20 protein-coding genes and 2 tRNA genes are annotated in these 25,048 nt (G+C 70.6%); 5 read left to right on the forward strand and 17 right to left on the reverse strand.

Annotation, left to right across the window (positions count from 1 at the left end):
* Positions 1-22 precede the first annotated feature (22 nt).
* The 3 genes from H8R17_RS46760 to H8R17_RS16370 form a co-directional block, all read right to left on the reverse strand.
* Complete coding sequence (locus H8R17_RS46760; RefSeq protein WP_262505288.1) at positions 23-148, reverse strand: hypothetical protein; 126 nt, start codon at positions 146-148, stop codon at positions 23-25.
* A gap of 331 nt (positions 149-479) precedes the next feature.
* Complete coding sequence (locus H8R17_RS16365) at positions 480-1,340, reverse strand: oxygenase MpaB family protein (RefSeq protein ID WP_187823928.1); 861 nt, start codon at positions 1,338-1,340, stop codon at positions 480-482.
* 275 nt (positions 1,341-1,615) lie between these two features.
* Positions 1,616-1,688, reverse strand: a tRNA-Ala gene (locus H8R17_RS16370).
* A 182-nt stretch (positions 1,689-1,870) separates the two neighbouring features.
* Here H8R17_RS16370 and H8R17_RS16375 point away from each other — a divergent pair.
* Together H8R17_RS16375 and H8R17_RS16380 are read left to right on the forward strand one after the other, a co-directional pair.
* Positions 1,871-2,419: a DNA-binding protein gene (locus H8R17_RS16375; protein ID WP_187823929.1), complete on the forward strand. Its 549-nt coding sequence runs from the start codon at positions 1,871-1,873 to the stop codon at positions 2,417-2,419.
* Between the two features lie 167 nt (positions 2,420-2,586).
* The gene (locus H8R17_RS16380) at positions 2,587-4,275 is read left to right on the forward strand and encodes a serine/threonine-protein kinase (RefSeq protein ID WP_187823930.1); all 1,689 of its coding nucleotides are present in this window, start codon (positions 2,587-2,589) and stop codon (positions 4,273-4,275) included.
* Between the two features lie 42 nt (positions 4,276-4,317).
* On the opposite strand, the gene H8R17_RS16385 is transcribed toward H8R17_RS16380, so the two are convergent.
* Together H8R17_RS16385 and H8R17_RS45700 are read right to left on the reverse strand one after the other, a co-directional pair.
* Positions 4,318-5,679, reverse strand: a complete 1,362-nt coding sequence (locus tag H8R17_RS16385) for a hypothetical protein (protein WP_399476804.1) — start codon at positions 5,677-5,679, stop codon at positions 4,318-4,320.
* 168 nt (positions 5,680-5,847) lie between these two features.
* Positions 5,848-5,976: a DLW-39 family protein gene (locus H8R17_RS45700; protein WP_003999697.1), complete on the reverse strand. Its 129-nt coding sequence runs from the start codon at positions 5,974-5,976 to the stop codon at positions 5,848-5,850.
* 338 nt (positions 5,977-6,314) lie between these two features.
* On the opposite strand from H8R17_RS45700, the gene H8R17_RS16395 reads away from it, so the two are divergent.
* Positions 6,315-6,698 carry a DUF6344 domain-containing protein gene (locus H8R17_RS16395; RefSeq protein ID WP_187823932.1) on the forward strand — a complete coding sequence of 128 codons (384 nt, stop codon included), beginning with the start codon at positions 6,315-6,317 and terminating at the stop codon, positions 6,696-6,698.
* A 238-nt stretch (positions 6,699-6,936) separates the two neighbouring features.
* Here the strand turns inward: H8R17_RS16395 and H8R17_RS16400 are convergent, their stop codons facing one another.
* Entirely contained in the window at positions 6,937-7,482 is a 546-nt protein-coding gene (locus tag H8R17_RS16400; RefSeq protein ID WP_187823933.1) for a DUF2269 family protein, read from the reverse strand.
* Positions 7,483-7,705: 223 nt separating this feature from the next.
* On the opposite strand from H8R17_RS16400, the gene H8R17_RS16405 reads away from it, so the two are divergent.
* Positions 7,706-8,329 carry a UTRA domain-containing protein gene (locus H8R17_RS16405; RefSeq protein ID WP_187823934.1) on the forward strand — a complete coding sequence of 208 codons (624 nt, stop codon included), beginning with the start codon at positions 7,706-7,708 and terminating at the stop codon, positions 8,327-8,329.
* 8 nt (positions 8,330-8,337) lie between these two features.
* Entirely contained in the window at positions 8,338-9,096 is a 759-nt protein-coding gene (locus H8R17_RS16410) for a glycosyltransferase (RefSeq protein ID WP_187823935.1), read from the forward strand.
* Positions 9,097-9,148: 52 nt separating this feature from the next.
* Here the strand turns inward: H8R17_RS16410 and H8R17_RS16415 are convergent, their stop codons facing one another.
* From H8R17_RS16415 to dnaN, 11 genes are all read right to left on the reverse strand, one after another.
* Positions 9,149-9,337: a ferredoxin gene (locus H8R17_RS16415; RefSeq protein WP_187823936.1), complete on the reverse strand. Its 189-nt coding sequence runs from the start codon at positions 9,335-9,337 to the stop codon at positions 9,149-9,151.
* Positions 9,338-9,440: 103 nt separating this feature from the next.
* Positions 9,441-9,914, reverse strand: coding sequence for a hypothetical protein (locus H8R17_RS16420; protein ID WP_223125147.1), 474 nt, complete (start codon positions 9,912-9,914; stop codon positions 9,441-9,443).
* A gap of 242 nt (positions 9,915-10,156) precedes the next feature.
* On the reverse strand, positions 10,157-14,113 hold the full coding sequence (locus H8R17_RS16425) for an AAA family ATPase (RefSeq protein ID WP_187823938.1): 3,957 nt from the start codon (positions 14,111-14,113) through the stop codon (positions 10,157-10,159).
* A 478-nt stretch (positions 14,114-14,591) separates the two neighbouring features.
* A tRNA-Ile gene (locus tag H8R17_RS16430) sits at positions 14,592-14,665 on the reverse strand.
* Positions 14,666-14,763: 98 nt separating this feature from the next.
* A complete protein-coding gene (locus H8R17_RS16435; RefSeq protein WP_187823939.1) occupies positions 14,764-15,597 on the reverse strand; it encodes a DUF3566 domain-containing protein in 834 nt (277 codons plus the stop codon).
* An 18-nt stretch (positions 15,598-15,615) separates the two neighbouring features.
* Positions 15,616-18,225, reverse strand: coding sequence for a DNA gyrase subunit A (gene gyrA / locus H8R17_RS16440; protein WP_187823940.1), 2,610 nt, complete (start codon positions 18,223-18,225; stop codon positions 15,616-15,618).
* A gap of 42 nt (positions 18,226-18,267) precedes the next feature.
* The gene (gene gyrB, locus H8R17_RS16445) at positions 18,268-20,328 is read right to left on the reverse strand and encodes a DNA topoisomerase (ATP-hydrolyzing) subunit B (RefSeq protein WP_187823941.1); all 2,061 of its coding nucleotides are present in this window, start codon (positions 20,326-20,328) and stop codon (positions 18,268-18,270) included.
* A 557-nt stretch (positions 20,329-20,885) separates the two neighbouring features.
* Positions 20,886-21,440: a DUF721 domain-containing protein gene (locus tag H8R17_RS16450; protein WP_187823942.1), complete on the reverse strand. Its 555-nt coding sequence runs from the start codon at positions 21,438-21,440 to the stop codon at positions 20,886-20,888.
* Positions 21,437-22,558, reverse strand: a complete 1,122-nt coding sequence (gene recF, locus H8R17_RS16455; protein WP_187823943.1) for a DNA replication/repair protein RecF — start codon at positions 22,556-22,558, stop codon at positions 21,437-21,439. Before recF ends, H8R17_RS16450 begins: the two co-directional genes overlap by 4 nt.
* Before the next feature lie 37 nt (positions 22,559-22,595).
* Positions 22,596-23,471, reverse strand: a complete 876-nt coding sequence (gnd, locus tag H8R17_RS16460; protein ID WP_187823944.1) for a phosphogluconate dehydrogenase (NAD(+)-dependent, decarboxylating) — start codon at positions 23,469-23,471, stop codon at positions 22,596-22,598.
* A gap of 195 nt (positions 23,472-23,666) precedes the next feature.
* A complete protein-coding gene (gene dnaN, locus H8R17_RS16465) occupies positions 23,667-24,797 on the reverse strand; it encodes a DNA polymerase III subunit beta (RefSeq protein ID WP_187823995.1) in 1,131 nt (376 codons plus the stop codon).
* Positions 24,798-25,048 lie beyond the last annotated feature (251 nt).

Below are 25,048 nucleotides of genomic sequence, written 5' to 3' on the forward strand. Positions count from 1 at the left end.
TCCGCGCTGGACGCCACGGGCATCACCAGACCGCCCCCGGGACGTGCAGCCGCCGGGCCGGGCTGACACGGTCGTGCGTGCCCTCGGCACGCAGACGTCGCACGACGGCGGACCTGACGTTCCCGGTCGTCCCGGTGACGATGCGCATGGAAGATCGGTGCCACATTGCCCGCCCACTCACACGATCCACTCCGGCATCCGGCGGACGTCGGTGGTCTGCAGCGACTCCACGTCGCCCCCAAGGCCCCTGCAGGCCGGCCAACGGCGCCGTCGGACCGAGCTCACGCCGCGGCGCCGATACCGCCGGCCGCCTGCCCACGGGCTCGACGACGACACCGCCCTGCTCGCCCTGGGCCGTCCACGTCCCTCTGATACCGCCTGATGGCCGACTGCCCGCGACTGGCGCACCTCGCGCCTGGGAAAGCTGTGCCGGCTCGAAGCCGCCTTCAGGCCCATCGGCGCCATGGGACGCCGGGGGCTCACGTCGGACGAGGCTGGCGCGGTGGGTTCATGGCCCAGCGGATGGTCCGGGTCAGGACCTGGCCGGTGGGGCGTACGGCGAGGTCCTCGACGACCGGCACCCGGGGCAGCCACAGCATGCCGCGGGCCCAGGGCGGGAGCAGCGCGACGGCGTTCGCGGCCAGGACGCCGTAGAAGGGCCTTACCACGAGAGGCAGGGGAGGCTGGAACAACAGGAAGCGGGCGGCAGAGCGGGCCTCAGGTGTGGCCCGCAGTTCCGGGCGGTAGGCGGTCAGCCGCTCGGACAGTTCGCGGCGGTCGCGTGGTGGGTCGATGGCCCCCAGCGCCTCGGCGACGCGCGCGGTGTCGGCGACGTAGGCGTCATAGTCTGCGGCGTCCAGCGGGCGGGCTCCGTAGCGTTCGTGGGCGCGCAGGAAGCTGTGGGTTTCGGCGGCGTGCACCCAGCCGAGCAGGTGCGGATCGGCCGCGTGGTACGGGACGCCCCCGGCCGTAGTGCCGCGGATCCGTTCATGGATGCCGCGGACGTGGTCGACGGCCCGCTGGGCGTCCGCGGCGGTGCCGTAGGTCGTCACGGCGAGGAAGGTGCTGGTGCGCTGGAGCCGGCCCCACGGGTCGCCTCGGTAACCGGAGTGCCCAGCCACCGCCGCCATCGCGAGCGGATGCAGGGACTGCAGCAGCAGTGCGCTCAGCCCTCCGATGAACATCGAGGCGTCAGCGTGAACGGTGCGGATCGGGCGGTCCGGTCCGAACCAGCGCGGGCCGGGCATGTGGTGGATGCGGGCACGCACCGCCGGTCCGTCGGGGCCGGCGACACGGCGGAACAAGGCCTGGCCCAGCCGTTCACGGACTACCAGCAGCACCGTCGCACCTCCCTCTCTCACCAGTGTCCGTCATGCCCGGACGGATGCGGGCAACGGCGGCGCGGTGCACCGAGCGGCGGGCTCGTGCCGTGGCTCACGGTCCGATGCCGGCCACCGGGCCACGCCCGAGACCTTCCTCCACAGCCGCGCTGCCACCCGCACCACGGGCCCCACATACGTTTGTCAGCACCACTGTGCTGACACCTCAGCACGGGAAATCGGCACAAAAAGACCCCTCCAACCGCGCTTCCGCAGGTCAGAGGGGTCTTCCTCTGTGGAGCCTAGGGGAGTCGAACCCCTGACATCTGCCATGCAAAGACAGCGCTCTACCAACTGAGCTAAGGCCCCGGAAGAGGAACGTCCGTCCGGAAAGACCACGTTCCGGCGGGCGCCGCAGACCAGAGTACCGGGTCTCCCCCGGGTTCTCGCAAAAGGATTGGGGGTCCCCGTGACCAACCACTCTCCGTAAGATGCTCCGCGTGGTTCGCGACAGCGAACCGCAGTTCTTGGGGAAGCGATGGGGAGACGCAATGGACGCCGCACAGCAGGAAGCCACCGCAAGAGCGCGGGAACTGCAGCGGAACTGGTACGGGGAGCCGTTGGGGGCGCTCTTCCGTAGGCTTATCGACGATCTTGGTCTCAACCAGGCTCGTCTCGCGGGGGTACTGGGACTGTCCGCTCCGATGTTGTCGCAGTTGATGAGCGGCCAGCGGGCGAAGATCGGCAACCCCGCTGTGGTCCAGCGAGTGCAGTTGCTGCAGGACCTCGCGGCTCAGGTCGCCGACGGCAGTGTGAGTGCCGCCGAGGCGACCGAGCGGATGGAGGAGATCAAGAAGTCGCAGGGGGGTTCGGTGCTCAACAACACCACGCAGACGACGAGCAGTTCGGGGGCGCCCACGGTCAAGCGGGTGGTGCGTGAGATCCAGTCGCTGCTGCGTTCGGTGGCGGCGGCGGGCGACATCATCGAGGCCGCGGACACTCTCGCCCCGACGCACCCGGAGCTGGCAGAGTTCCTCCGGGTGTACGGCGCCGGCCGCACCTCCGACGCGGTGGCGCACTACCAGTCCCACCAGAGCTGATCCGGCGGTCGGCTGCCGAAGGGGGTTCGACAGCCGGTCCGGGGCCGGGGGTGACACGAGGGGGCGTGTCACCCGCCGGGGTGGTGTTGGGGGGCGGGAGGGGAGTCGTATCGCTCGTCGAGGGGGAAGCAAGGGGGAGAGCGCAGGGGGAGGAGCGACGCACAGCCATGGGTGAGGTCTTCGCCGGTCGGTATGAACTTGTCGACCCGATCGGACGCGGTGGGGTCGGCGCCGTCTGGCGCGCCTGGGACCATCGTCGGCGCCGCTATGTGGCCGCCAAGGTGTTGCAGCAGAGCGATGCGCACTCGCTGTTGCGGTTCGTGCGGGAGCAGGCCTTACGGATCGACCATCCCCATGTGCTCGCGCCCGCCAGCTGGGCCGCCGACGACGACAAGGTCCTTTTCACCATGGACCTGATCGCCGGGGGTTCGCTGGCCCATGTGGTCGGGGACTACGGTCCCCTGCCGCCGGCCTTCGTGTGCACGCTGCTCGACCAGTTGCTGGCCGGGCTGGCCGCGGTTCATGCGGAAGGTGTCGTGCACCGCGATATCAAGCCGGCCAACGTGCTGCTGGAGGCCACCGGTACGGGCCGGCCGCGGCTGCGGCTGTCCGACTTCGGTATCGCGATGCGGCTGGGCGAGCCGCGCCTGACGGAGACCAACCTCGTGGTGGGGACGCCCGGTTATCTGGCGCCCGAGCAGATGATGGGCGCCGAGCCGGACTTCCCGGCCGATCTGTTCGCCGTGGGGCTGGTGGCCCTGTATCTGCTGGAGGGCGCCAAGCCGGACGCCAAGGCGCTCATCCAGTACTTCGCGGCGCACGGGACGCCGAATGCGCCGCAGGGGATTCCCGAGCCGCTGTGGCAGGTCGTGGCCACGCTGCTGCAGCCGGATCCACAGGCCCGCTTCCGTACCGCCACGGGGGCGCGCAAGGCGCTCGCCGCGGCCGCCGAGCTCCTCCCGGAGCCGGGGCCCGACGACGAGCTGATCGAGATCTTCGACCAACTCGGGCCGCTCCCATCGGGATTCGCCCCCGATGGTCCGCTGAAACGGGCACCGGGGCTGGAGCCGAGGACGGAGACGTCCGCCGGCGCTGCGGGGGCGGCTGAGGCTTCCGGGTCGGAGGCGGTGGGGCCGCCGGACGGGCGCGGTGAGCCGTCGCCGCCGGGCGGGTCAGACGTGCCGTCCGGATCCGGTGCAGGTGTCGTACCGGCCGAGAGGACGGGTACGACGAGCACGACGCATACGGCCGATCCCCGTCAGGGCGGCGGGCGGGTGGAGGCGTCTCCCGTTCCGGCGCCGCCGGTCAGCATGTCGGACACCGGCAGCTTCCACCTGCCGCCTCCCCGGACCGGTGAGCCCGCCACCCCGCCGCCGGTTCCACAAGCGCCGCGGGAGGAGAGGCAGGGCCGGACGCGAGGAGCTCGGACACCGGCCCAGCCATACGCACAGGCTCGGGCACCGCACCACGCACAGTCTCAGGCACAGACGCCGCAGAGCATCCCGCAGCAGCCGGCGCTGGTCTCGCCCTACGACTCCACCCATGTGCTGTCCCCCAAGCCGTACCATCCGCAGACACCCTCTCCGCAGCCGCATCCCGCGCAGGCCCCGACGCCGACGCCCTACCAGCACGCTGACGCCTCGACAGCGTCCTCTACGGCTTCTTACACCGCTCAGGACCCGCAGGTTCCACCTTCCGCGGGAGCGGTTTCGCCGTCCCTCGCGGCGCCGCGGTCGCAGCCCCGCCGGAGTCGGCGCCGCCGTCGCCCCGGCCCGCCGGCCAAGGTGGCGGTCCCGCTGTTGCTGCTCGCGCTGGCCTGTTACGCCGTGGGTTTCTGGGCCTGGACGCAGATCTGAGGCCCCGTCGGCCTGAGGTCCCGGGCCCGTTGTTTCGTGGTGTCAGCGAGCAGTCGCGGCCCTGCGCCGCGCCACCGCGGTCCACACGCCCAGCCCCGCGAGCAGCACGGTCCCGGCGCCGATCCCGCCCACGGCGACCGCCACCATCGCGCTGCCGCCGCCCGCGGGCCCGTTTACGACCCCGCCCGCTGCGGCCGGTTTCCGGGCTCCTACGGGGGCCTCGAAGAGGCGCTGCGGCACGGACTCCCCCGCGTATCCGGGGCCGGCCTGCGCCGTGCCGCGTACCCGCACGCGCAGGGTCAGCGCGAGCGGTCCGTCGCCGATGCTGTCGGCCACCTCGTCGGACACATGGGCCACGAGGTAGTAGGAGCCGGCGAACCGCATCGCGCTGACCTGGCCACGGACGGAGTAGCGGTTGTCGTACTCGACGGGCGGCAGAGGGCTCAGGGCCGTCGACTTCTGGCGGCCGTCGTAGCCGAGGCGCAGGTCGTCGACGTGTCCGCGCACCGGGTTGTAGAGCGCCAGGCCGAGGGCCCCGGGAACGTAGTCGCGGCGGGCGCCGGTGGCGCCGGCGGTGCTGCCCACTTCGGCGGTGACGTAGAGCTGCTGTCCCCAGTCGACCGGCACCTTGTAGAAGTGTGTGCGGCCTGGCTCGATGTCGTCGCGCCAGACTCCCTGACCGAGCGTGGCCGCCCTGGTGAAGCCGGCGCCGCCCGGGCGCCGTTCGGGGTCGCCGGCGAGCGGCTGGGGCGAGGCGGAGTCCCATTCCTCGGGCGCCTCCGTCGCACCGACCCGGGCCGGTCGTGGCTCGGTCACGGCGGCGAGCTCCAGATCCCAGGCGCCGGGCGAGGCGTCCCGCGTACCAGCGTGCTCGACGACGACGTAGTACGTGCCGGCGGCCTGGCAGGGGGCTGCGGGGCGGGAGATCTCGCGCCTGGCCCAGGCCGCGACGGGATGCGGGCTGCGGCTGGAGCCGAAGGTCTCGGTGTCGATGGAGCAGGTGCGGTCGTCGGCGTCCTGGAGGGACACCTTGATCCCGTCGAGGGCCGAGACCTCGGTACCGGGGGCGGGCACGGCAGTGGCGGAGACGTACGCGGTGGAGGAGGCGTCGAGTTCGAGGCGGTAGTAGGCCTCGCCGGTGCCCGGGAGGGAGCTGCGGTAGGTCGCGCCGGGCCGCAGTCGTAGGGCATCGCCGGTGGTCCTGGCCCCCTCGATGCGCCGGGCGTCCCGGGCGAAGGCGTAATCGCCGGAGGCATCGGACGTGGCTGCCAGGGCTGTCTGGCCCGGCAGGGCGGCCGTCGTCCCCATCACCGACGCCGCGACGGCCAGGCGCACGGCCGCCGACGCACGACCGCGCCACGCCACCGCGCGCCACCACGCCGCACGCCGTCGCCGTACGCTCACGCGCCACCCCTCGTCATCGCCGGACTGTGGGACCGTCGCCCATCCTGCCCCGCCGAGGCGCGCGTCATCCGTCCAATCCCCGCAAATGCCCACGAGCGCCGGTGTGTGCGCACACAAAACCCCGACCGCGAGAACGGCCGGGGTCTGTTCACACTCGGATGTCGGGACTCACGAACCCGTGGGCACGGAGTCAGTCGCCTCCGTCCACAGATCCTGCTCGGCGCGATCCGCCTGGATCTGGCGGTACACGAGGAGCCCGCCGATGGCGGCCAGTGCGACCAGGAGAAGCTTCTTCACCGCGCGACCTCGTCTTTCCTTGACGTAGGGGACCTCTGGCGCCCGACTATACACACCGATCGATATCGATCGGTGACCTGAGTCGGTCACTCAACTCCCCTCCCGGACAGCGCAATCGAAGCGGAGGGAGCCGCTCCGATCGGAGGGTGATCACACCCCCACGGACGGTTACTTTGTCCACTCTCCTCCCGTCTCCCCTCTTTTTCGACCCTCTTGCGGCCATCCGGGTGGTGTTCATCTGAACATCGACGCACCACGGGCGTCGGTCCACCACTTCGCGGCCCTCATACACATCATGAGGAAAGTACGCAAATCGCCCAACCCGAAAGTGAGGGGCCATGGCCCGGAACAAGGTCATGAAGCTGTGGACCGCCATCGTCACCGCCTTCCTTGCGCTGTGCACGGCGCTCGGATTCGTCACCACGAACGCCGCGGCGGCCCTACCGCAGACCGAGACGGCACGCAACAGCAACAGCGGCAGCGCCGACGCCATGCAGCCCGTGCGGATTCCGGCGAAGTCCCGCTGGTCCTGGTCCCTTGCCAGGGCGCTGCCCCCCACGATGAAGCAGCGCATCCGCGCCGAGGCCCATGGCTCGTCCCCCAGCTGCCGTCACCGGCCCCTCACGGACGCGACAGCGGCCGAACCGGCCCTCACCCCCTGCGTCAGCCCCGGCACGCCCCCGACAGAGCCCCGCGCCCCCCTCGTCCCCCTCCAGCGCTGACAGGCCCGGTCGTCCCGACTTCACAACGGTCACGACCGTCACGGCGAGCTTGCGTACCGCACCACCCGCACGGCGAAGGCCCGGCGGCTCATGGGAGCTGCCGGGCCTTCGCGTGTCAGGGCCTTCGCGTGTCTGGGCCTTCGCGTGTCTGGGCCTTCGCGTGTCTGGGCCTTCGCGTGTCTGGGCCTTCGTGCTGGCTGGACTCGTGGGTCAGTGGCGGGCCGTGCGGTCACGTATGTCAGACCGTCTGGCGGACGCGCTCGGCGGGCACCGCCGCCTTGCGGGCCGACGACGACGCGCGCAGGCGCCGGCCGCGCCGCGTCAGCCCCCAGGGCTTGAGGATCGAGATCACCGTCGTGAAGACATAGACGGACAGCGAGACGATCGGTCCCATCAGCACATCACCGGGGTCGGGCAGCGGCCCGTCCGCGGCGAGGGCGGCGACCGCGTCGTTCACCCCGGGGCGCAGGGCGAAGACCGTGGCGGTGGTCGTGCCCAGGGTCAGCCAGAACTTCGTGTAGACCCAACGGTGCCGGGCCAGCCCCCATGGGGTGCCCAGGGACAGCACCAGGCCACTCAGGAGCGTCAGAAGCGCAACGGGGAGCAGGAGCCAGTCGGCGAACAGCTTCATGGCTCGGACGGAGGCCTCCACGGTCACCGCGGAACCGGTGGTGGCGGCGGTGATCCCGAGCGCGAGCAGCCCGAGCGTGAGCCCGAGCCAGCCGGCGGAGGCGACTACATGGACGACAAGGGAAGCCCGGCGTGCGGGTCGGCTTAGTTTCACGTGAAACACCGTGCCGGGCGGCAGCGGCGAGGGCGTCTGACGGCGGGAGTAACCCGGCGTACTAGCGTCGGCGTACGGGCCGTATCACCGCGTGCTCGCCCGTCGGGGTGTGGACGGATCGGCTCCGACGGACAGGGCTCGCATGGCCGGACTAGGCTGGGCTGGGGTTGTCCGGCGGAGAACGCAGCCCTGAGAGGGCCCGACAACGGATCGGTGAGCACCAGTGCCCAAGGCGTACGAGGCGATCACAGACGATCTGGGCCCTCCCCGCACACGCGCCGTCCGTGACAACCGGCGGCACCAGTGGGAGAAGGACCGCGCCCGCCGGCCGTCGGCCGAGCGTGCCGCGACCGGAGCCACGGAGCACGACACCGGCGTTGAGACCCGGGATCTCGTCTTCCACGCGAAGTACCGCGAGGTCAGGGCCCCCAAGGCAGTGGCGGACGCGTTCAGCGTCCCCGTGGGCACCGTGCTCCTCGAACGCACCTTCCGGACGCGCTGTGCGGCCGAGACGGCGCCGTTCAGCCTCATCACGTCCTATCTCGTCCGCGACATGATCGCGGCCAACCCCGACCTCCTGGACGACTCGAAGGAGCCGTGGCCGGGCGGCACGCAGAACCAGCTCCGCACTGTCGGCATCGAGGTGGACCGCATCGAGGAGCGGGTCACCGCCCGCCCGCCGACGCCTGCGGAGGCGCGGCAACTGGAGTTGCCGGCGGACACGTCGGTGCTCCTGCTCCGCAAGACGTCGTACGACATCCACGACTGCGTCGTGGACCTTACCGAGATCACGCTGCCCGGCGACCGCACGGAGCTGCTGTTCACCGCGTTCCTGGAAAGGTGGTGAGTGCTGCCGTGAGCCGGCGCGTCACCGTCGTCACGGCCGTTCACGCGCCGTCGGCCCGCTTCCTGCCGGAGGCGTACAAGTCGCTGTGCGAGCAGGTTCTGCCCGACGGCTGGGAGTGGCGCTGGGTGATCCAGGAGGACGGGGAGACGGACCTCGTCCGCCCGTACATTCCCGATGACGTGCGGGTGGTCTTCCGGCAGGGGCGCCCCGGCGGCCCCGGTGTCGCCCGCACGATCGCCCTGGCCCACGCCGACGGCGCGTACGTCAAGGTCCTGGACGCCGACGACCAGCTCCCGCCGGGCGCCCTGCACCGCGATCTGGCGGCCCTCGAAGCCGACCCCGCGCTCGGGTGGGCGACCTCCCGCGCCCTGGACCTGCTGCCCGACGGGACGACGGCCGGCTTCCCGGGCGACCCGGACGACGGCCCGATCGAGCGCGGCGCCGTACTCGACTTCTGGGCGGCGAACGACTTCCGCGCCCAGGTCCATCCGGCGACACTGTGCGTCCGGCGGGAACTGCTGGTCGCCCTCGGCGGGTGGATGGCGCTGCCCGCGTCCGAGGACACCGGGCTGCTGCTCGCGCTGAACGCGGTGAGCCGGGGGTGGTTCACCGAGGAGGTGGGGCTGCTGTACCGGAAGTGGGACGGGCAGGTGACCGGGCAGGCCTCGCACGTCGATCCCGCGGAACGGGCCGCGCGTATGGCCGTCGTGGAGGCCAGGGCCCGGGCAATGTCCGCCATCGGCTGGCGCCATCCGGCCGCCGGCTGACAGCGACCCGGCCGCTCGGCTGACGGGGCCGCAGACCGACGCGGGTGCGGTGCTACTCGCCGATCGTGATGGCCTGGGACGGGCACCTCTCGGCGGCCTCCCGTACCTCCGGGTCGTCCCCGGCGTTCTCCCGCCCCGGAATGACGGCACCGAAGCCGTCCGCCGCGGTGAATACGGACGGAACGCGGTAGACGCAGTCGCCGGAGCCGTAGCACAGGTCGCGGTTCACCGAGATCTTCATGCGCACCCCCACTTGCCGAGAGACCGTCACGACACGTACACGATCGTGACTGCCCTGCCGACGGCCCGCTGAACCGAGCGTACGGGGGTGGGCGAGCGCACGGTCAGGCGCTGCCGGCGGCGGAGAGCCAGTGCGCCACCCTGCGCACAGTGGTCTCGTCGAGGGTGTCGACGAGGGTCCGCACGGCCGTCTCGTCGTCGGGCGTGAGGTCGTAGAGCCCGGCCTTGCTCAGCCCTGCCATCAGCACCTGGTGCCGCCGGTCGTGCATGCGCTCGGCGAGCTTGCTCGGTTCCCTGGCACCGCTGGGCGCCTGCTGAGCCGTAGGCACAGTAGCCTCCGTGGCGGCGGCGGACGCCTCGACCCGCTGCCATGCGCCGTTGTCGGGCCCCCACAGGTCGACGGTCACCTCGTCCCCGCGCGCCCGGAGGGCCTGGGCCATCTCACCCACGGCATAGAGCACGGGAGCGCGGTGGGGTGCCTGCGCGCCCACCCGCCAGGAGGCCGAGGACGACTGGTAGAACATCGCGACCCAGCGCGGATCGCCCGGCGGCTGCGGGCTCCGGGGACGTGTCTGCACTGCACTCACCCTTCGGAAGCATCGGAAAGCGGCACGGCAGGCCGACCGTAGCTGACGGCCCGTCAGATATCCAGACACGAAAACGCCCGATCGCTGGCGACGGGGGATGCACCAGCGATCGGGCTGCGGCCCACAGTAACAAGGCTGCTTGTACCCCGAAGCCAACTACTCAGCCACATCAGGAAGTTGTGAGCCGAATCACCCGACCGGCCGACCTGCCCGACCGACCCGCTCCGGCCTCCTCACTCCTTGCACGGAGGCTCGTACGACAGGCGCGGCAGATACTCGTGCCACTTCTCCGGCGTCAGTACGCCCCGCGTGGTCGCACAGATGTGGCGAATGGCCCGGTCGACGTCGAGGTTCCACAGCCGGACGGTGTCGGTGCCGGTGGAGACGCCGAGCATGCCGCTCTTGGGGCTGAACGCCAGGAACGTGCCCGTCTTGGCGTTGGGGCTCATCGCCTGGCCAATGGGAGTCGCCTCGCCGGGATCGGTGACGTTCCACAGCCGGACCGTGTTGTCGTTCCCGCCGCTCGCCAGGGTGTGGCCGGTCCGGCTGAACGTCAGCGACGCGACCGCCTCGGTGTGACCGGTCAGGGGCGAGCCGAGGCCGGTCGCCTCGCCGGGATCGGTGACGTTCCACAGCCGTACGGTGTCGTCGTCACTGCCGCTGGCCAGCGTGCGGCCGTCCGGGCTGTAGGCGAGCGTGTTGACGGGGCCGGCGTGCCCGGTGAGCGGGTCGCCCAGCGGCTCGACGCGGGACGGGTCGGTCACGTTCCACAGCCGGATGGTGCTGTCCGCGCTGCCGCTGGCGAGCGTGTGGCCGTCCGGGCTGAAGACGAGGGCGTTGACGTAGCCCCTGTGCCCGGTGAGCGGCCCGCCGAGCGGAAGGGGACGGGACGGGTCGGCCACGTTCCACAGCTGAAGGGTGCGGTCGTCGTAGGCGGTGGCCAGCGTGCGGCCGTCGGGGCTGAGCGCCAGCGCGTCGGGGCCCATGAACCGGGTCCGCAGCTCGATCGGCGGCCCGTGGGAGACCGGGCGGGCCGGGTCGGTGACGTTCCACAGGTACACCGACCGGTTCCCGGTCAGCACGGCGAGGGTGTGGCCGTCGGGGGAGAACACCATCGCGCGCTGACCGCCGTCCCCGGACATGAACGGATCGCCCAGCAGCACGGGCCGGCCGGGCTTGGTCACGTTCCACAGCCGGACCCGGCCGTCGCGCGCGGCCGTGGCGAGGACCCGCCCGTCCGGGCGGAACGCCCCGCTGTGGCCGATCATGTCCGACGTCGGGATCGACCACAGGCGGACCTTGCTGTCCCCGCTGCCGGTGGCGAGGGTGCGGCCGCCGGGGCTGAAGCCCAGGGCGTACATCTCGCCGCTGCTGCCCGCGAGCGGCTCGCCGACCTGCGAGGGGTACGCCGGATCGCTGACGTTCCACAGGCTGGCCGTGCTGTCCGCGCTGGCGGCGGCGAGCGTGCTGCCGGCGGGGCTGAACGCGACGGACCAGATGGGACCGGTGTGGCCGGTGAGGGGTGTGCCGAGGCGGGTGGCACGGCGCGGGTCGGTCACGCGCCACAGCCGGACGGTGTTGTCCGAGCTGCCGCTGGCCAACGTGCGGCCGTCGGGGCTGAAGGCCACGGAGTGCACGAGGTCCGTGTGGCCGGTCAGCGGCCTGCCGAGCGGCTCGGGGCGGCGCGGATCGGCCACGTCCCACAGCCGGACCGTGTCGTCGTCGCCGCCCGACGCCAACGTCCGCCCGTCGGGGCTGAACGCCACGGAGCGCACGGCGGCGGCGTGGCCGGTCAGCGCGCCGAGCGCCTCGGGCCGGCCCGGGTCGGCCACGTCCCACAGGCGTACGGTCCGGTCCTCGCCGGCGGACGCCAGGGTGCGGCCGTCCGGGCTGAAGGCGACCAGGTAGATCGTGCCCTTGTGCCGGGTCAGCGGCGCGCCGAGCGGGGTCGGGCGGCCAGGGTCCGTCACGTCCCACAGCCGGACCGTGCCGTCGTCGCCGGCGGTGGCGAGGGTGTGGCCGTCGGGGCTGAAGACGGCGCTGCTCACCCAGCTCCTGTGGCCGGTGAGAGGCTTGCCGAGCAGCTTGGGCTGACTGCGGTCGCGGACGTCCCACAGGCGGACGGTCCGGTCGTAGCTGGCCGTGGCCAGGGTGCGGCCGTCCGGGCTGAACGAGGTGAGGTAGACGGCGCCGGTGTGGCCACGCAGCGGGGTGGCCAGCGGCGCGTTGACGATCGAGATCAGCCTGCTGTTCGTGCCCTGGTCGTCCGGCCGCAGGCGGTGGGCCACCAGGTCGATCTGGGCGGACAGCGACGGGTCCGTGTACTGGACGCGGTCGGCCTCGGCGACCACCTGCTCGAACACCGCGTCGTTGCGCTGCTGCCAGGCGATCACCGCCGCGCCGACGGCCAGCATCGCCAGCACGACCACGGCCGACACCGCGGCGCGGCCGATCCACACCGTGCGCCTGCGCAGCTTCACGGACGCGGCGAGGAACTCCACCGCGGTCCGGGTCAGCGCGGCGTCCCCGGCGGACCGCGCCCAGCCGTGCGCCTGCTCCAGCCGGGACCCCCGGTACAGCAGGGACGTGTCGCGGTGCGAGGCATCCCAGGCCCTGCTGTCCTCCTCCAGCCGCTGGCGCAGCAGGTTGCCTCCCCGGTCCTCCTCGATCCAGTCGCGCAGCCGCGGCCAGGCGTGCAGCAACGCCTCGTGGGTGATCTCCACGGTGTCCGCGTCGAGGGTCACCAGCCGGGCGCGCACCAGCGCCTCGAGGGACTCCTGCGTCTTGCCGGGGTCCGCCGACTCCTTGGCCAGCTGGCGCCACGTCCCGCGCCGTCGGGTGGCCTGGGTGTCCTCGCCCATCCGGACCAGCCGGAGCAGAAGCAGCCGGGCTGCCGTACGGGCGGCCGGGTCCAGCTCCGCCCAGGCCCGCTCGGCGGTCGCCGCGACGGCTCCCTGGATGCCGCCAGCGGCGCGGTAGCCGGCCGCTGTCAGCCGTCCCGACTTCCGCCGCTGCCAGGTGGCGAGCAGGGCATGGGAGAGCAGCGGCAGCACCCCGGCGTCGTGCGCCCCGCGCGGGCCGTCGCTGCTCACCTCCCGGACGATCAGCTCCGCCAGCCCCGGTTCGAGTTCCAGCCCGACGGCCTTGGCCGGGTTTGTCACCGCCTCCCGCAGCTCCGTGGTGGTCAGCGGCCCGAGCACCATGTGCCGGTGCTGCAACGCGTCGGCCAGTTCGGGGTATCCGAGGCAGCGTTCGTAGAAGTCGGCGCGTATGCCGAGGACCACGAGTACGGGCGCGGGCTCGTCCGGGCCGGCCGGCGAGGCCGCGGCGTGGAGGATCTCGACGAACGTACGCCGGTCCGCCTCGTCCGCGCAGAGCGTGAACGCCTCCTCGAACTGGTCCACGATGACGACCGGACAGGCATCGGCGGTCCCCAGGCGACGCGCCCACGCGGCAACGGCCTCCCGGACCGCTGCCCCGAACTCACTCGTGCCGGGCGCCTCCGCCGAGAGGGCGTCCGCGAGTTCGTGGATACAGCCGGTCAGCTCCTTGAGAGGGTCGACTCCCGGCACGAGCTGGACGACTTCCCGCTCCCGCAGCGCAGGGACCAGGCCGGCGTTCAGCAGGGAGGACTTGCCGGCGCCCGAGGCGCCCACGAGCATGACCAGGCCGCCCGTCTCCTCGACCGCGTGCAGCTGGGCGAGGAGGACCTGGGTGCTCCGCTCCCGGCCGAAGAACCACCGGGCGTCCTCCTGCCGGTACGAGGCCAGGCCGCGGTAGGGGCAGACGCCGCCGGGGACCGCCGGGGCGTCGACGGGAGCCTGTTCTTCCGGGGATGCCCCGGGGTCGGCGGGATCGGCCACCGCGCGCTCCCACAGGCGCTGCCACTGGGCCAGGTCGTACAGGCCGGCGGTCACCGGCACCGGCCGCAGGCGCCGCGCCTCGGGGACCAGGACGTGCAGTACCGCCGCGAGGGCGGCGAACTGCGCCGGCACGTTTCTCGCCCGCCGCCAGTCGCTGATCCGCTGAACCGAGACCCGTACGGGCCGACCCCGTTCATCGACCCGCTGCAACCGGGCGACCGCCTCGGACACGCGCTTCAGGGGCGGGTTGCCGGCCTCCTTGTACAGCAGCGCGAGACGCTCCGCGAGGGCCGTGCGTGCCCCTGAGTCGGAACTCAAGGCCTCCACCTCTCACTTCCCTCGACCTGGGCATCCGGACCGGAAAACTCACCCTATAGGGCTGACCTGCGGTAACGCCGTGGTCCGGACACGGCGGCCTCCTCGATGTGAACACCAGCTGGCAGGATCCTGAAGCGGTAGCGCCTTCACCGCGCTCCGCCTGCCCGACCACCAGCTCAGCGCTCGGAGAGATACCTCACGATGCCGCAGGTCCGCGGTCAGTTTCCGCCGGAATTACGAGACGGCGACGTTCGCGTCGCATGAGCTGTCAGACATGAGCTTGCGCCGCTCCGGCATGGATCGACGCCGCCCCGCCGTTCTGTACCGGTCCCCACGAGGGGAGGGACCGGTGCAGCACGAACCCGGGGGCGGTGTTTCACGTGAAACATCGCCCCCGGGCTGAACCTCACCGCACCGCATGCCGAGCCCACAACGCCGAACGGGCGCTTCCCTTGAAGGAAACGCCCGTTCTCTGAATCTTCGTCTGTGGGGCTAACAGGATTTGAACCTGTGGCCTCATCCTTATCAGGGATGCGCTCTAACCAACTGAGCTATAGCCCCGCCGCGCTCTGCGGTATGTGTCCCGCGCGCTGACTCCTGAAGATTAGCGCACGACGGGGGCAGTCCCAAAATCGATTGTCACGGGACCGTCAGGCAACTCACTCGTCCTCAGCCAGCGTCAGCTCCACGCCGCCCACGAAGCCCGCGGACAGGTTGTAGATGAACGCGCCGAGCGTGGCGAGGGCGGTGGCCAGGACGACGTCGATGACCGCGATGATCGTCGTGAACAGCAGGACGTTCGGCAGCGACAGGAACGACTGCAGGTCGAAACCGTTCGACTCGTTGGAGCCCGTCGCCTCGGAGATCGTGCCGCCGACGGTGGAGAACACACCCATGGCGTCCATGACCATCCACAGCACGGCCGCCGCAACGATCGTGCAGATGCCCAGCGCGATCGACAGCAGGAAGCTGACCTTCATCACCGACCACGGATCGGCCTTCGCCACACGCAGCCGCGCCTTGCGCACCCGCGGCGTGGTGCTCGCACCGGTGCGCGGGCGGCGCATGGCACGGGAAGCACGCGGCTGGGCCTGCGGCTGAGGCTGCGGCTGGGCCGGATAGGCCTGCGGCGGGTGGTACGGCGCTGCGGGCTGCTGCGGCCCCCGTTCGCCGGGCAGTGGAGACGCCGCCTGGTCGGGTGCGGCGCTCTGCGCGGGCGGCTGGGCGCCCGGCGCGGACGGACCCGCTCCAGCTGCTTGCTGCTGGGTCTGCGGGCCTCGGGTGTCCGTCACAGTTCCCCCTTGGGATCCATGCGTGTCATACGAGGGCGAGTCCCTCTCGGATTCCTTCGCGGAGTCCTTTGCGGGCGACGTGACCGCCTTCAGGTTGGTCGTGTGCGGATCGCTCGCATGCGCGGCGGAGCCACGGCCGCCGCCGTCCGCCTCCGTACCCGTGGAGGTACCGGTCGACCCGGCGCCCGTGGCTCCGTTCACGCTGACTCACTCCTCGTGCTACTCGGCCGAGGGCGCCTCACCCTCGTCCGTGCCGGTGGTCGCGACACCCTCGTCGGTCTCGTCGACGGCCACGTCGCCGTCGACCTCCTCCGCCTCGCGTCCCGCCTCGGCGTTGCGTGCGACCCCGACCACGGCATCGCGCTTGCCCAGATTGATCAGTTGGACGCCCATGGTGTCACGGCCGGTTTCCCTGATCTCGTTGACTCGCGTACGAATCACACCGCCAGACAGCGTGATGGCGAGGATCTCGTCGGTCTCCTCGACCACCAGCGCACCGACGAGCGAACCGCGGTCCTCGACGATCTTGGCGGCCTTGATACCGAGGCCGCCGCGCCCCTGGACGCGGTACTCGTCGACGGCGGTCCGCTTCGCGTACCCACCGTCGGTGGCAGTGAACACGAACGTACCGGGTCGAACAACATTCATCGAGAGCAGCTGGTCGCCCTCGCGGAAACTCATGCCCTTGACACCCGAGGTCGCACGGCCCATGGGCCGCAGGGTTTCGTCCGAGGCCGTGAACCGGATCGACTGCGCCTTCCTGCTGATCAGCAGCAGATCGTCGTCGGCCGAGACGAGTTCGGCACCGATCAGTTCGTCGTCGGAACCGTCCTCCTGCTCACGGAGGTTGATGGCGATGACACCGCCGGAGCGTGGCGAATCGTAATCCTTCAGAGGCGTCTTCTTCACCAGACCCGCCTTGGTGGCCAGGACCAGATACGGCGTCGCCTCGTAGTCGCGGATCGCGAGGATCTCGGCAATCGCCTCGTCCGGCTGGAAGGCGAGCAGGTTCGCCACGTGCTGCCCGCGCGCGTCCCGGCCGGCGTCCGGAAGCTCATACGCCTTCGCCCGGTACACGCGGCCCTTGTTGGTGAAGAACAGCAGCCAGTGATGCGTGGTCGAGACGAAGAAGTGGTCGACGATGTCGTCTTCCTTCAGCTTCGTGCCACGCACGCCCTTGCCGCCGCGCTTCTGCGCCCGGTAGTCGTCCGTCTTGGTGCGCTTGATGTAGCCGCCGCGGGTGACCGTGACGACGATGTCCTCCTCGGCGATCAGGTCCTCCATGGACATGTCGCCGTCGTAGGGCACCAGCATGGTCTTGCGGTCGTCGCCGTACTTCTCGACGATCGCGGCGAGTTCCTCGCTGACGATGCCGCGCTGGCGGACCGGGGAGGCGAGGATCTCGTTGTACTCGTTGATCTTCGCCTGGAGTTCGTCGTGCTCCTGGACGATCTTCTGGCGCTCCAGAGCGGCCAGCCGGCGCAGCTGCATCTCGAGGATCGCGTTGGCCTGGATCTCGTCGATGTCCAGGAGGTCCATCAGGCCCCCGCGCGCGATCTCGACGGTGTCGCTGCGCCGGATCAGCGCGATGACCTCGTCGATGGCGTCCAGGGCCTTCAGCAGGCCGCGCAGGATGTGCGCCCGCTCCTCGGCCTTGCGCAGCCGGTAGCGCGTACGGCGGACGATGACCTCGACCTGGTGGTTCACCCAGTGCCGGATGAACGCGTCCAGCGACAGCGTGCGCGGCACACCGTCGACCAGCGCCAGCATGTTGGCGCCGAAGTTCGTCTGCAGGTCGGTGTGCTTGTAGAGGTTGTTCAGCACGACCTTGGCGACCGCGTCCCGCTTGAGCACGATGACCAGGCGCTGACCGGTACGGGAGCTGGTCTCGTCCCGGACGTCCGCGATACCGCCGACCTTGCCGTCCTTCACCAGGTCGGCGATCTTCTGCGCGAGGTTGTCCGGGTTGACCTGGTACGGCAGCTCGGTGACCACCAGGCACTGGCGGGCCTGGATCTCCTCGACCTCGACGACCGCGCGCATCGTGATCGAGCCGCGGCCGGTGCGGTACGCCTCCTCGATGCCCTTGCGGCCCACCACCAGGGCGCCGGTCGGGAAGTCGGGGCCCTTGATGCGCTCGAGCAGGGCGTCCAGCAGCTCCTCGTGCGAGGCCTCGTAGTTCTCCAGGTACCACTGGGCGCCGGCCGCGACTTCCCGCAGGTTGTGCGGCGGGATGTTGGTCGCCATACCGACCGCGATACCGGCCGAGCCGTTGATCAGCAGGTTCGGGAACCGGGCCGGCAGGACGGTCGGCTCCTGGGAGCGGCCGTCGTAGTTGTCCGTGAAGTCGACGGTCTCCTCGTCGATGTCACGGACCATCTCCATCGACAGCGGCGCCATCTTGCACTCGGTGTAGCGCATCGCCGCCGCCGGGTCGTTGCCCGGGGAGCCAAAGTTGCCGTTGGAGTCCACCAGCGGCATCCGCATCGACCACGACTGCGCGAGGCGGACCAGCGCGTCGTAGATCGAGGAGTCGCCGTGCGGGTGGTAGTTGCCCATGACGTCGCCGACGACACGGGCGCACTTGTAGAAGCCGCGCTCGGGGCGGTAGCCGCCGTCGTACATCGCGTACAGCACACGGCGGTGGACGGGCTTGAGGCCGTCCCGGACGTCCGGCAGCGCGCGGGAGACGATGACGGACATCGCGTAGTCGAGGTACGAGCGCTGCATCTCCGTCTCGAGCCCCACGGGCTCGACTCGCAGCGCCAGGGGGGGCTCGCCTTCGGGCGTGACAGGCCCAACGGAGGAAATTGGAGTCTCGTCGGTCATTGCTGGTGAAGGTCCTTCCTGGTGCGGTCAGCTGAGACCGACTCAGATGTCGAGGAAGCGGACGTCCTTGGCGTTGCGCTGGATGAACGCGCGGCGGGCCTCGACGTCCTCGCCCATCAGGACCGAGAACAGGTCGTCGGCCTGAGCGGCGTCGTCGAGCGTGACCTGGCCGAGCACGCGGTGCTCCTGGTCCATGGTCGTGATGCGCAGTTCCTCGGCGTTCATCTCACCGAGACCCTTGAAGCGCTGCACCGAGTCGTCCCTGATGCGCTTGCCGGCCTGGCGGCCCATCTCGACCAGAGCGTCGCGCTCGCGGTCGGAGTACGCGTACTCGAAGTCGTCCTTGCCCCACTTGATCTTGTACAGCGGGGGACGCGACAGGAACACGTGCCCGGCCTCGACCAGCGGCCGCATGAAGCGGAACAGGAAGGTCAGCAGCAGGGTGTTGATGTGCTGGCCGTCGACGTCGGCGTCCGCCATCAGGATGATCTTGTGGTAGCGGAGCCGCTCGATGTCGAAGTCCTCGTGCACGCCCGTGCCGAACGCGGAGATCATCGCCTGGATCTCCTGGTTCTGCAGGATGCGGTCGATGCGCGCCTTCTCGACGTTGAGGATCTTGCCGCGGATCGGCAGGATCGCCTGGTACTGCGGGTTGCGGCCGGACTTGGCCGAGCCGCCGGCGGAGTCACCCTCGACGATGAAGATCTCGCACTTGGTGGGGTCGTTCGACTGGCAGTCGGAGAGCTTGCCCGGCAGGGACGCCGTCTCCAGCAGACCCTTACGGCGCGTCAGGTCACGGGCCTTGCGAGCCGCCACGCGCGCGGTGGCCGCCGCGATGCCCTTGCGGACGATGTCCGCGGCCTCGTTCGGGCTCCGGTCCAGCCAGTCGTTGAGGTGCTCGTAGACGACCTTCTGCACGAAGGTCTTCACCTCGGTGTTGCCCAGCTTCGTCTTCGTCTGGCCCTCGAACTGCGGCTCGCTCAGCTTCACCGAGATGATCGCGGTCAGACCCTCGCGGATGTCGTCACCGGTGAGGTTGTCGTCCTTCTCCCGCAGCAGCTTCTTGTCGCGCGCGTACTTGTTGATCAGCGACGTCAGCGCGGCCCGGAAGCCCTCTTCGTGCGTACCGCCCTCGTGGGTGTGGATGATGTTGGCGAAGGAGTAGACGCCCTCGTTGTAGCCGCTGTTCCACTGCATGGCGACCTCGAGGGACAGGCTCTTGTCCTTGTCCTCGGCCTCGAGGTCGATCACGGTGGGGTGGACCACCTCTCCCTTACGGGAGTTGAGGTACTTCACGAAGTCGACGATGCCGCCCTCGTAGTGATACGAGACGCTCTTGACCTCGTGCTTCTCGTCCTCGCCCGCCTCGTCCGCGCCGGCCGTGGCCTTCGCCGACTCGCGCTCGTCGGTGAGGTTGATCCGCAGGCCCTTGTTGAGGAACGCCATCTCCTGGAAACGCCGCGACAGCGTCTCGAAGGAGTACTCGATGGTCTCGAAAATGTCCGGGTCGGCCCAGAAGGTGACCGTGGTGCCGTGCTCGTCCGTGGCCTCGTGCTTGGCCAGCGGGGCCGTCGGGACGCCCAACTTGTAGTCCTGCGTCCAGCGGTGGCCATCGGTCTTGATCTCGACGGAGACCTTGGTCGACAGGGCGTTCACGACGGAGACACCCACGCCGTGCAGACCGCCGGAGACCGCGTAGCCGCCGCCGCCGAACTTTCCGCCCGCGTGCAGGACCGTCAGCACGACCTCGACGGCCGGCTTGCCCTCGGAAGGGACGATGCCGACCGGGATGCCACGGCCGTTGTCGACGACCCGCACGCCGCCGTCGGCGAGGATCGTGACGTCGATGGTGTCCGCGTGGCCGGCCAGCGCCTCGTCGACGGAGTTGTCGACGACCTCCTGGACCAGGTGGTGCAGTCCGCGCTCGCCGGTCGAGCCGATGTACATACCGGGTCGCTTGCGGACCGCGTCCAGCCCTTCGAGGACGGTGATGGCACTGGCGTCGTACGAGGCGGTGACCTCGCCGTTCGACGAGGTCACCGCGCCGTTGACGCCGGCGTCGGTGGACGGGATGTTCTCGTTGGGGTTGCCGGAATCGGCCACGAAGCGCCCTTTCTGGCACAGCACGAGCCAGGCTCGTCGGCGGGTTGCCGGAGCGGCTGCGGCATGTTGCGTTGGTAAGCCTTGATCAGCGTTGCTCAGCTTTTCCCGGACGGTCCCCACGTTCGGGGCGGGATCGTCTTCCAGTCTACCGGTAGCGCCGACAGTGATGGGGGTTTGCCGGTACCTGAGTCCGCATGTGCCGCCCTGAACCATCCTCGGCCGACTCCCGATATGCGGATGGGGGCTCCAAGAGGCTCACAACGCCACTCAGCGCTTCGGGGCGTCAACCCTTGGCTACTTGGGAGTCAGGTCGACATTCGCAACCGCGTGCGGTGCTGCAACAGGGCCGTCGCGGGGGCTTCGAGGAGGCCCCAGACGGCTGCCGATGTGAAGTCGGTCACTCGGCGGCAGGGAGGGTCCGGCGGAGGCCGGAGAGGCGGTCCGGGGCACGCCGGCCGAGGTCGGCGCGACGCTTGGGGCGGCGGTTCGGGGGCGGCGGGGCAGAGGCCCGCGCGGCTGAGTGCCCCGGCTGAGTGCCCCGGCGGCGGGGCCATGTGTCAGCCGTAGGTGTCACCGGGCCCCGTGCTGCCCGGGGCACGCAGCGGGCCGAACCGGTGGGCGGGACCGCCCGGGCCCTGCACCTTGATCATCCGGACCGTGCCGTGGCCGAGGTCCTCGTTGAGGCGGGCGACGAGCGTCGGGGCGAGCAGCCGCAGATTCGTCGCCCAGGCCGTCGAGTCGCAGCGCACGACCAGGACCCGCTCGTCCTCGTCGTACCTCTCCGGCACACAGTGCTTGGCCACGTCCTCGCCGACGATCTGCGGCCAGCGGCCCATCACGCCGCCCACCGCGGCCGGAGCCTCCCAGCCGCGCTCGTTGATCAGCCGGCTGATGGCGGCGCCGAGCGCCATGGGATCGCGGCCGTCGGCGCGCGCGCCGGAGCGCAGACCGCCGCGCCGCGCCTGCTTCTTCTGCTGCGCCGCGGCCCCACGCGCGCGTGCCGCCTCCTTCGCCGCCCTCAGCGCCACGCGCGCGAGGTCCACACCGGAGGGCTCGGGGGTCTTCCCGGGAGCATGGGACCGCTTGTCGGGAGCGGGGCCCTCGCCGCTCATACGCGCTCCACCGCCCCCTCCGACACCGCGAACCGCACCCCGGCCAGCACATCCGGTACGTCGTCGCCGACCGCCGCAGTCACCAGCACCTGCTCACCCGGTGCGACCAACTCCGCCAGCCGCTCACGGCGCCGGGCGTCCAACTCGGCGAACACATCGTCGAGGACCAGCACCGGCTCGTTGCCCTCGGCCCGCAGCAGGTCGTACGAGGCCAGCTGCAGCGCCAGCGCGTAGGACCAGGACTCGCCGTGGGAGGCGTACCCCTTGGCGGGCATCTGACCGAGTTTGAGATTCACATCGTCTCGATGGGGTCCTACGAGGGTGACGCCCCGCTGGATCTCCTGCTTGCGGGACTCGGCGAGGGCCGCCATCAGCTGCTCGAAGAGGTCCTCGCGCGTGTGTGCCTCGCCGGGCGCGGACGGCTTGTACTCCAGCGCGACCGGACCACCGCCGGGAGCCAGCTGCTCGTACGCCTTGTCGGCCAGCGGCTGGATCGCGGCGATCAGGTCGAGACGCTGGGCGAGCAGCTCCGCGCCCGCGCCCGCGAGGTGCTGGTCCCAGACGTCGAGCGTGGACAGGTCCATCTGGCGGCCGCCGTGGCGGCGGGCCAGCGCGGCCGACTTCAGCAGCGTGTTGCGCTGCTTGAGGACCCGGTCGTAGTCGGAACGGACACCCGCCATCCGCGGGGAACGGGCGGTGATCAGCTCGTCGAGGAAGCGGCGGCGCTCACCGGGATCCCCCTTGACCAGGGCAAGATCCTCGGGCGCGAACAGCACGGTCCGTACGATCCCGAGGACGTCACGGGGTCTGACCTGCGAGGACCGGTTGACGCGGGCGCGGTTCGCGCGGCCCGGGTTCAGCTCCAGCTCGACCAGCTGCTGCCGGTCGCCCTGGCGGACCTGCGCCCGGATGACCGCGCGGTCGGCGCCCATACGCACCAAGGGGGCGTCGGAGGTGACGCGGTGACTGCCGAGGGTCGCGAGGTAGCCGACGGCCTCGACAAGATTCGTCTTGCCCTGGCCGTTGGGGCCCACGAAGGCGGTCACGCCCGGGTCCAGCGGGACCTCGACCCGGGTGTACGAGCGGAAGTCGGCCAGCGACAGATGCGTGACGTGCATGGTCGTGTGCCGACCTCCCCCAACCCTCGGGTCCTGCTTACTTCTTCTCGACCGCGTGGCCGCCGAACTGGTTCCGCAGCGCCGCGATCATCTTCATCTGCGGCGAGTCATCCTGCCGGGAGGCGAACCGCGCGAACAACGACGCGGTGATGGCCGGCAGCGGCACCGCGTGGTCGATGGCCGCCTCCACAGTCCAGCGTCCCTCACCGGAGTCCTGTGCATAACCCCGCAGCCTGTCCAGATGCTCGTCCTCGTCGAGGGCGTTCACCGCGAGATCCAGCAGCCAGGAGCGGATGACCGTGCCCTCCTGCCAGGAGCGGAACACCTCCCGGACATCGGTCACGGAGTCGACCTTCTCCAGCAGCTCCCAGCCCTCGGCGTAGGCCTGCATCATCGCGTACTCGATGCCGTTGTGGACCATCTTCGCGAAGTGGCCCGCCCCGACCTTGCCCGCGTGCACCGAACCGAAGTCGCCCTCCGGCTTGAGCGCGTCGAAGACCGGCTGCACCTTGGCGACGTTCTCCTTGTCGCCGCCGTACATCAGCGCATAGCCGCTCTCCAGGCCCCACACGCCGCCGGAGACGCCGCAGTCGACGAAGCCGATGCCCTTGGCGGCCAGCTCCTCGGCGTGCCTCTCGTCGTCCGTCCAGCGCGAGTTGCCACCGTCCACGACCACGTCACCCGGTTCGAGGAACTCGGCGAGCTCGTCGATGGTCGACTGGGTCGGTGCACCGGCCGGGACCATCACCCAGACCACGCGCGGGCCGCTGAGCTTGCCCACAAGCTCCTGCAGGCTGTGGACGTCGGCGAGGTCCGGGTTGCGGTCGTATCCGACGACGGTGTGGCCCGCGCGGCGGATCCGCTCGCGCATGTTGCCGCCCATCTTGCCGAGGCCGACGAGACCGAGCTCCATCAGTTGTGTTCCTTTGGGTGTGCGACGTGGCATTGAGGCACGGGCGTATCCACAGGTGCTGCCGACACATCCGAACCTGCGTCCGAGCCTAAACCCGGACGCTCACGCACATCTGTGGGCACAAGCGCTCATACGCTCACCGCCACCTGCGGCTTTGTCCGCACCCTGTGGACAAACGGCCACCTTGCCGACCGCTCAGCCGCTCAGCCGCACCGGCATGATCAGGTACTTGTAGGCGTCGTCCGCCTCCGCGTCCACCGCCGGCTTGCCGCTCAGCAGGGCCGGCTTCGTGGACGTCGTGAACGACAGCTGGGCCACCGGGGAGTCGATCGCGCTCAGGCCGTCCAGCAGGAACGTCGGGTTGAAGGCGATGGAGATGTCGTCGCCCTCCAGCTGCGCGTCCACCCTTTCCACAGCCTGTGCGTCGTCACTGGAGCCGGCCTCCAGGATGAGGACGCCCTGCTCGAAGCTGAGCCGCACCGGGGTGTTGCGCTCGGCGACCAGCGAGACGCGCTTGACGGCCTCCACGAAGGGCGCGGTCTCGATGACGGCGACCGAGTTGAACTCCGTCGGGAAGAGCGTCCGGTACTTCGGGAGGTCGCCCTCCAGCAGACGCGTCGTCGTACGGCGCCCGGCGCCCTCGAAACCGATCAGGCCCTCGCCCGCGCCGGAGCCGGACAGCGCCAGGATCACCTGGTCACCGCTGGTCAGCGCCTTGGCCGTGTCCTGGAGTGTCTTGGCGGGCACCAGGGCGACCGCGGACACGTCCGGGTTCTCCGGCTTCCACAGGAACTCGCGGACCGCGAAGCGGTAGCGGTCGGTGGAGGCCAGCGTCACCGTGTCACCCTCGATCTCGATGCGCACACCGGTGAGGACGGGCAGCGTGTCGTCGCGGCCCGCGGCGATGGCGACCTGCTGCACGGCGGAGGCGAAGACCTCGCCGGGGACCGTGCCCGTGGCGTTCGGCATCTGCGGCAGCGCCGGGTACTCCTCCACAGGCAGGGTGTGCAGTGTGAACCGCGAGGAGCCGCAGACCACCGTCGCTCGTACACCGTCTGTGGAAATCTCCACCGGCCGGTTGGGCAGGGCGCGGGAGATGTCCGCGAGCAGGCGCCCGGAGACCAGGACCATGCCCTCCTCCTCGACCTCCGCCTCCACACTCACGCGTGCGGAGACCTCGTAGTCGAAGCTGGACAGGCTCAGCTGGCCGTCCTCCGCCTTCAGGAGCAGGCCGGCGAGGACAGGCGCCGGCGGACGGGCCGGGAGGCTGCGTGCCGCCCAGGCCACTGCCTCCGCGAGTACGTCGCGTTCCACCCGGATCTTCACCGTAAGCCGCCTCCCGCTGTTGCCGGCGTTCTCGCCCTGCTTCGCCTTCGTCGTCTGACTCGGTGTCGCCGGCCCCTGTGAAGGGAAGGACACCGGGGACCAGTCTGACGCACCGCACTGACAGTAGGTGCCTCTCGGGGTCAAGTCATGACGCGGGGCGGCAGGGCGCCGGAGAGCGAGTTGTGCACAGGACCCGCTTCGATACGGATTCCGGGCTCTCTCTAGTCGTTCGTAGTAGTAGGGCCTGTGGA

It is taken from the genome of Streptomyces sp. TRM68367 (assembly GCF_014495685.1).
GTDB lineage: Bacteria > Actinomycetota > Actinomycetes > Streptomycetales > Streptomycetaceae > Streptomyces.

Bases quoted from the DNA above. Each gene is read 5' to 3' on its own strand.
- H8R17_RS16395 (WP_187823932.1), top strand. From the start codon at position 6,315: ATGGCCCGGAACAAGGTCATGAAGCTGTGGACCGCCATCGTCACCGCC.
- H8R17_RS16380 (WP_187823930.1), top strand. From the start codon at position 2,587: ATGGGTGAGGTCTTCGCCGGTCGGTATGAACTTGTCGACCCGATCGGA.
- H8R17_RS16415 (WP_187823936.1), bottom strand. From the start codon at position 9,337: ATGAAGATCTCGGTGAACCGCGACCTGTGCTACGGCTCCGGCGACTGC.
- H8R17_RS46760 (WP_262505288.1), bottom strand. From the start codon at position 148: ATGCGCATCGTCACCGGGACGACCGGGAACGTCAGGTCCGCCGTCGTG.
- H8R17_RS16375 (WP_187823929.1), top strand. From the start codon at position 1,871: ATGGACGCCGCACAGCAGGAAGCCACCGCAAGAGCGCGGGAACTGCAG.
- recF (WP_187823943.1), bottom strand. From the start codon at position 22,558: ATGCACGTCACGCATCTGTCGCTGGCCGACTTCCGCTCGTACACCCGG.
- H8R17_RS16450 (WP_187823942.1), bottom strand. From the start codon at position 21,440: ATGAGCGGCGAGGGCCCCGCTCCCGACAAGCGGTCCCATGCTCCCGGG.
- gnd (WP_187823944.1), bottom strand. From the start codon at position 23,471: ATGGAGCTCGGTCTCGTCGGCCTCGGCAAGATGGGCGGCAACATGCGC.
- gyrA (WP_187823940.1), bottom strand. From the start codon at position 18,225: ATGACCGACGAGACTCCAATTTCCTCCGTTGGGCCTGTCACGCCCGAA.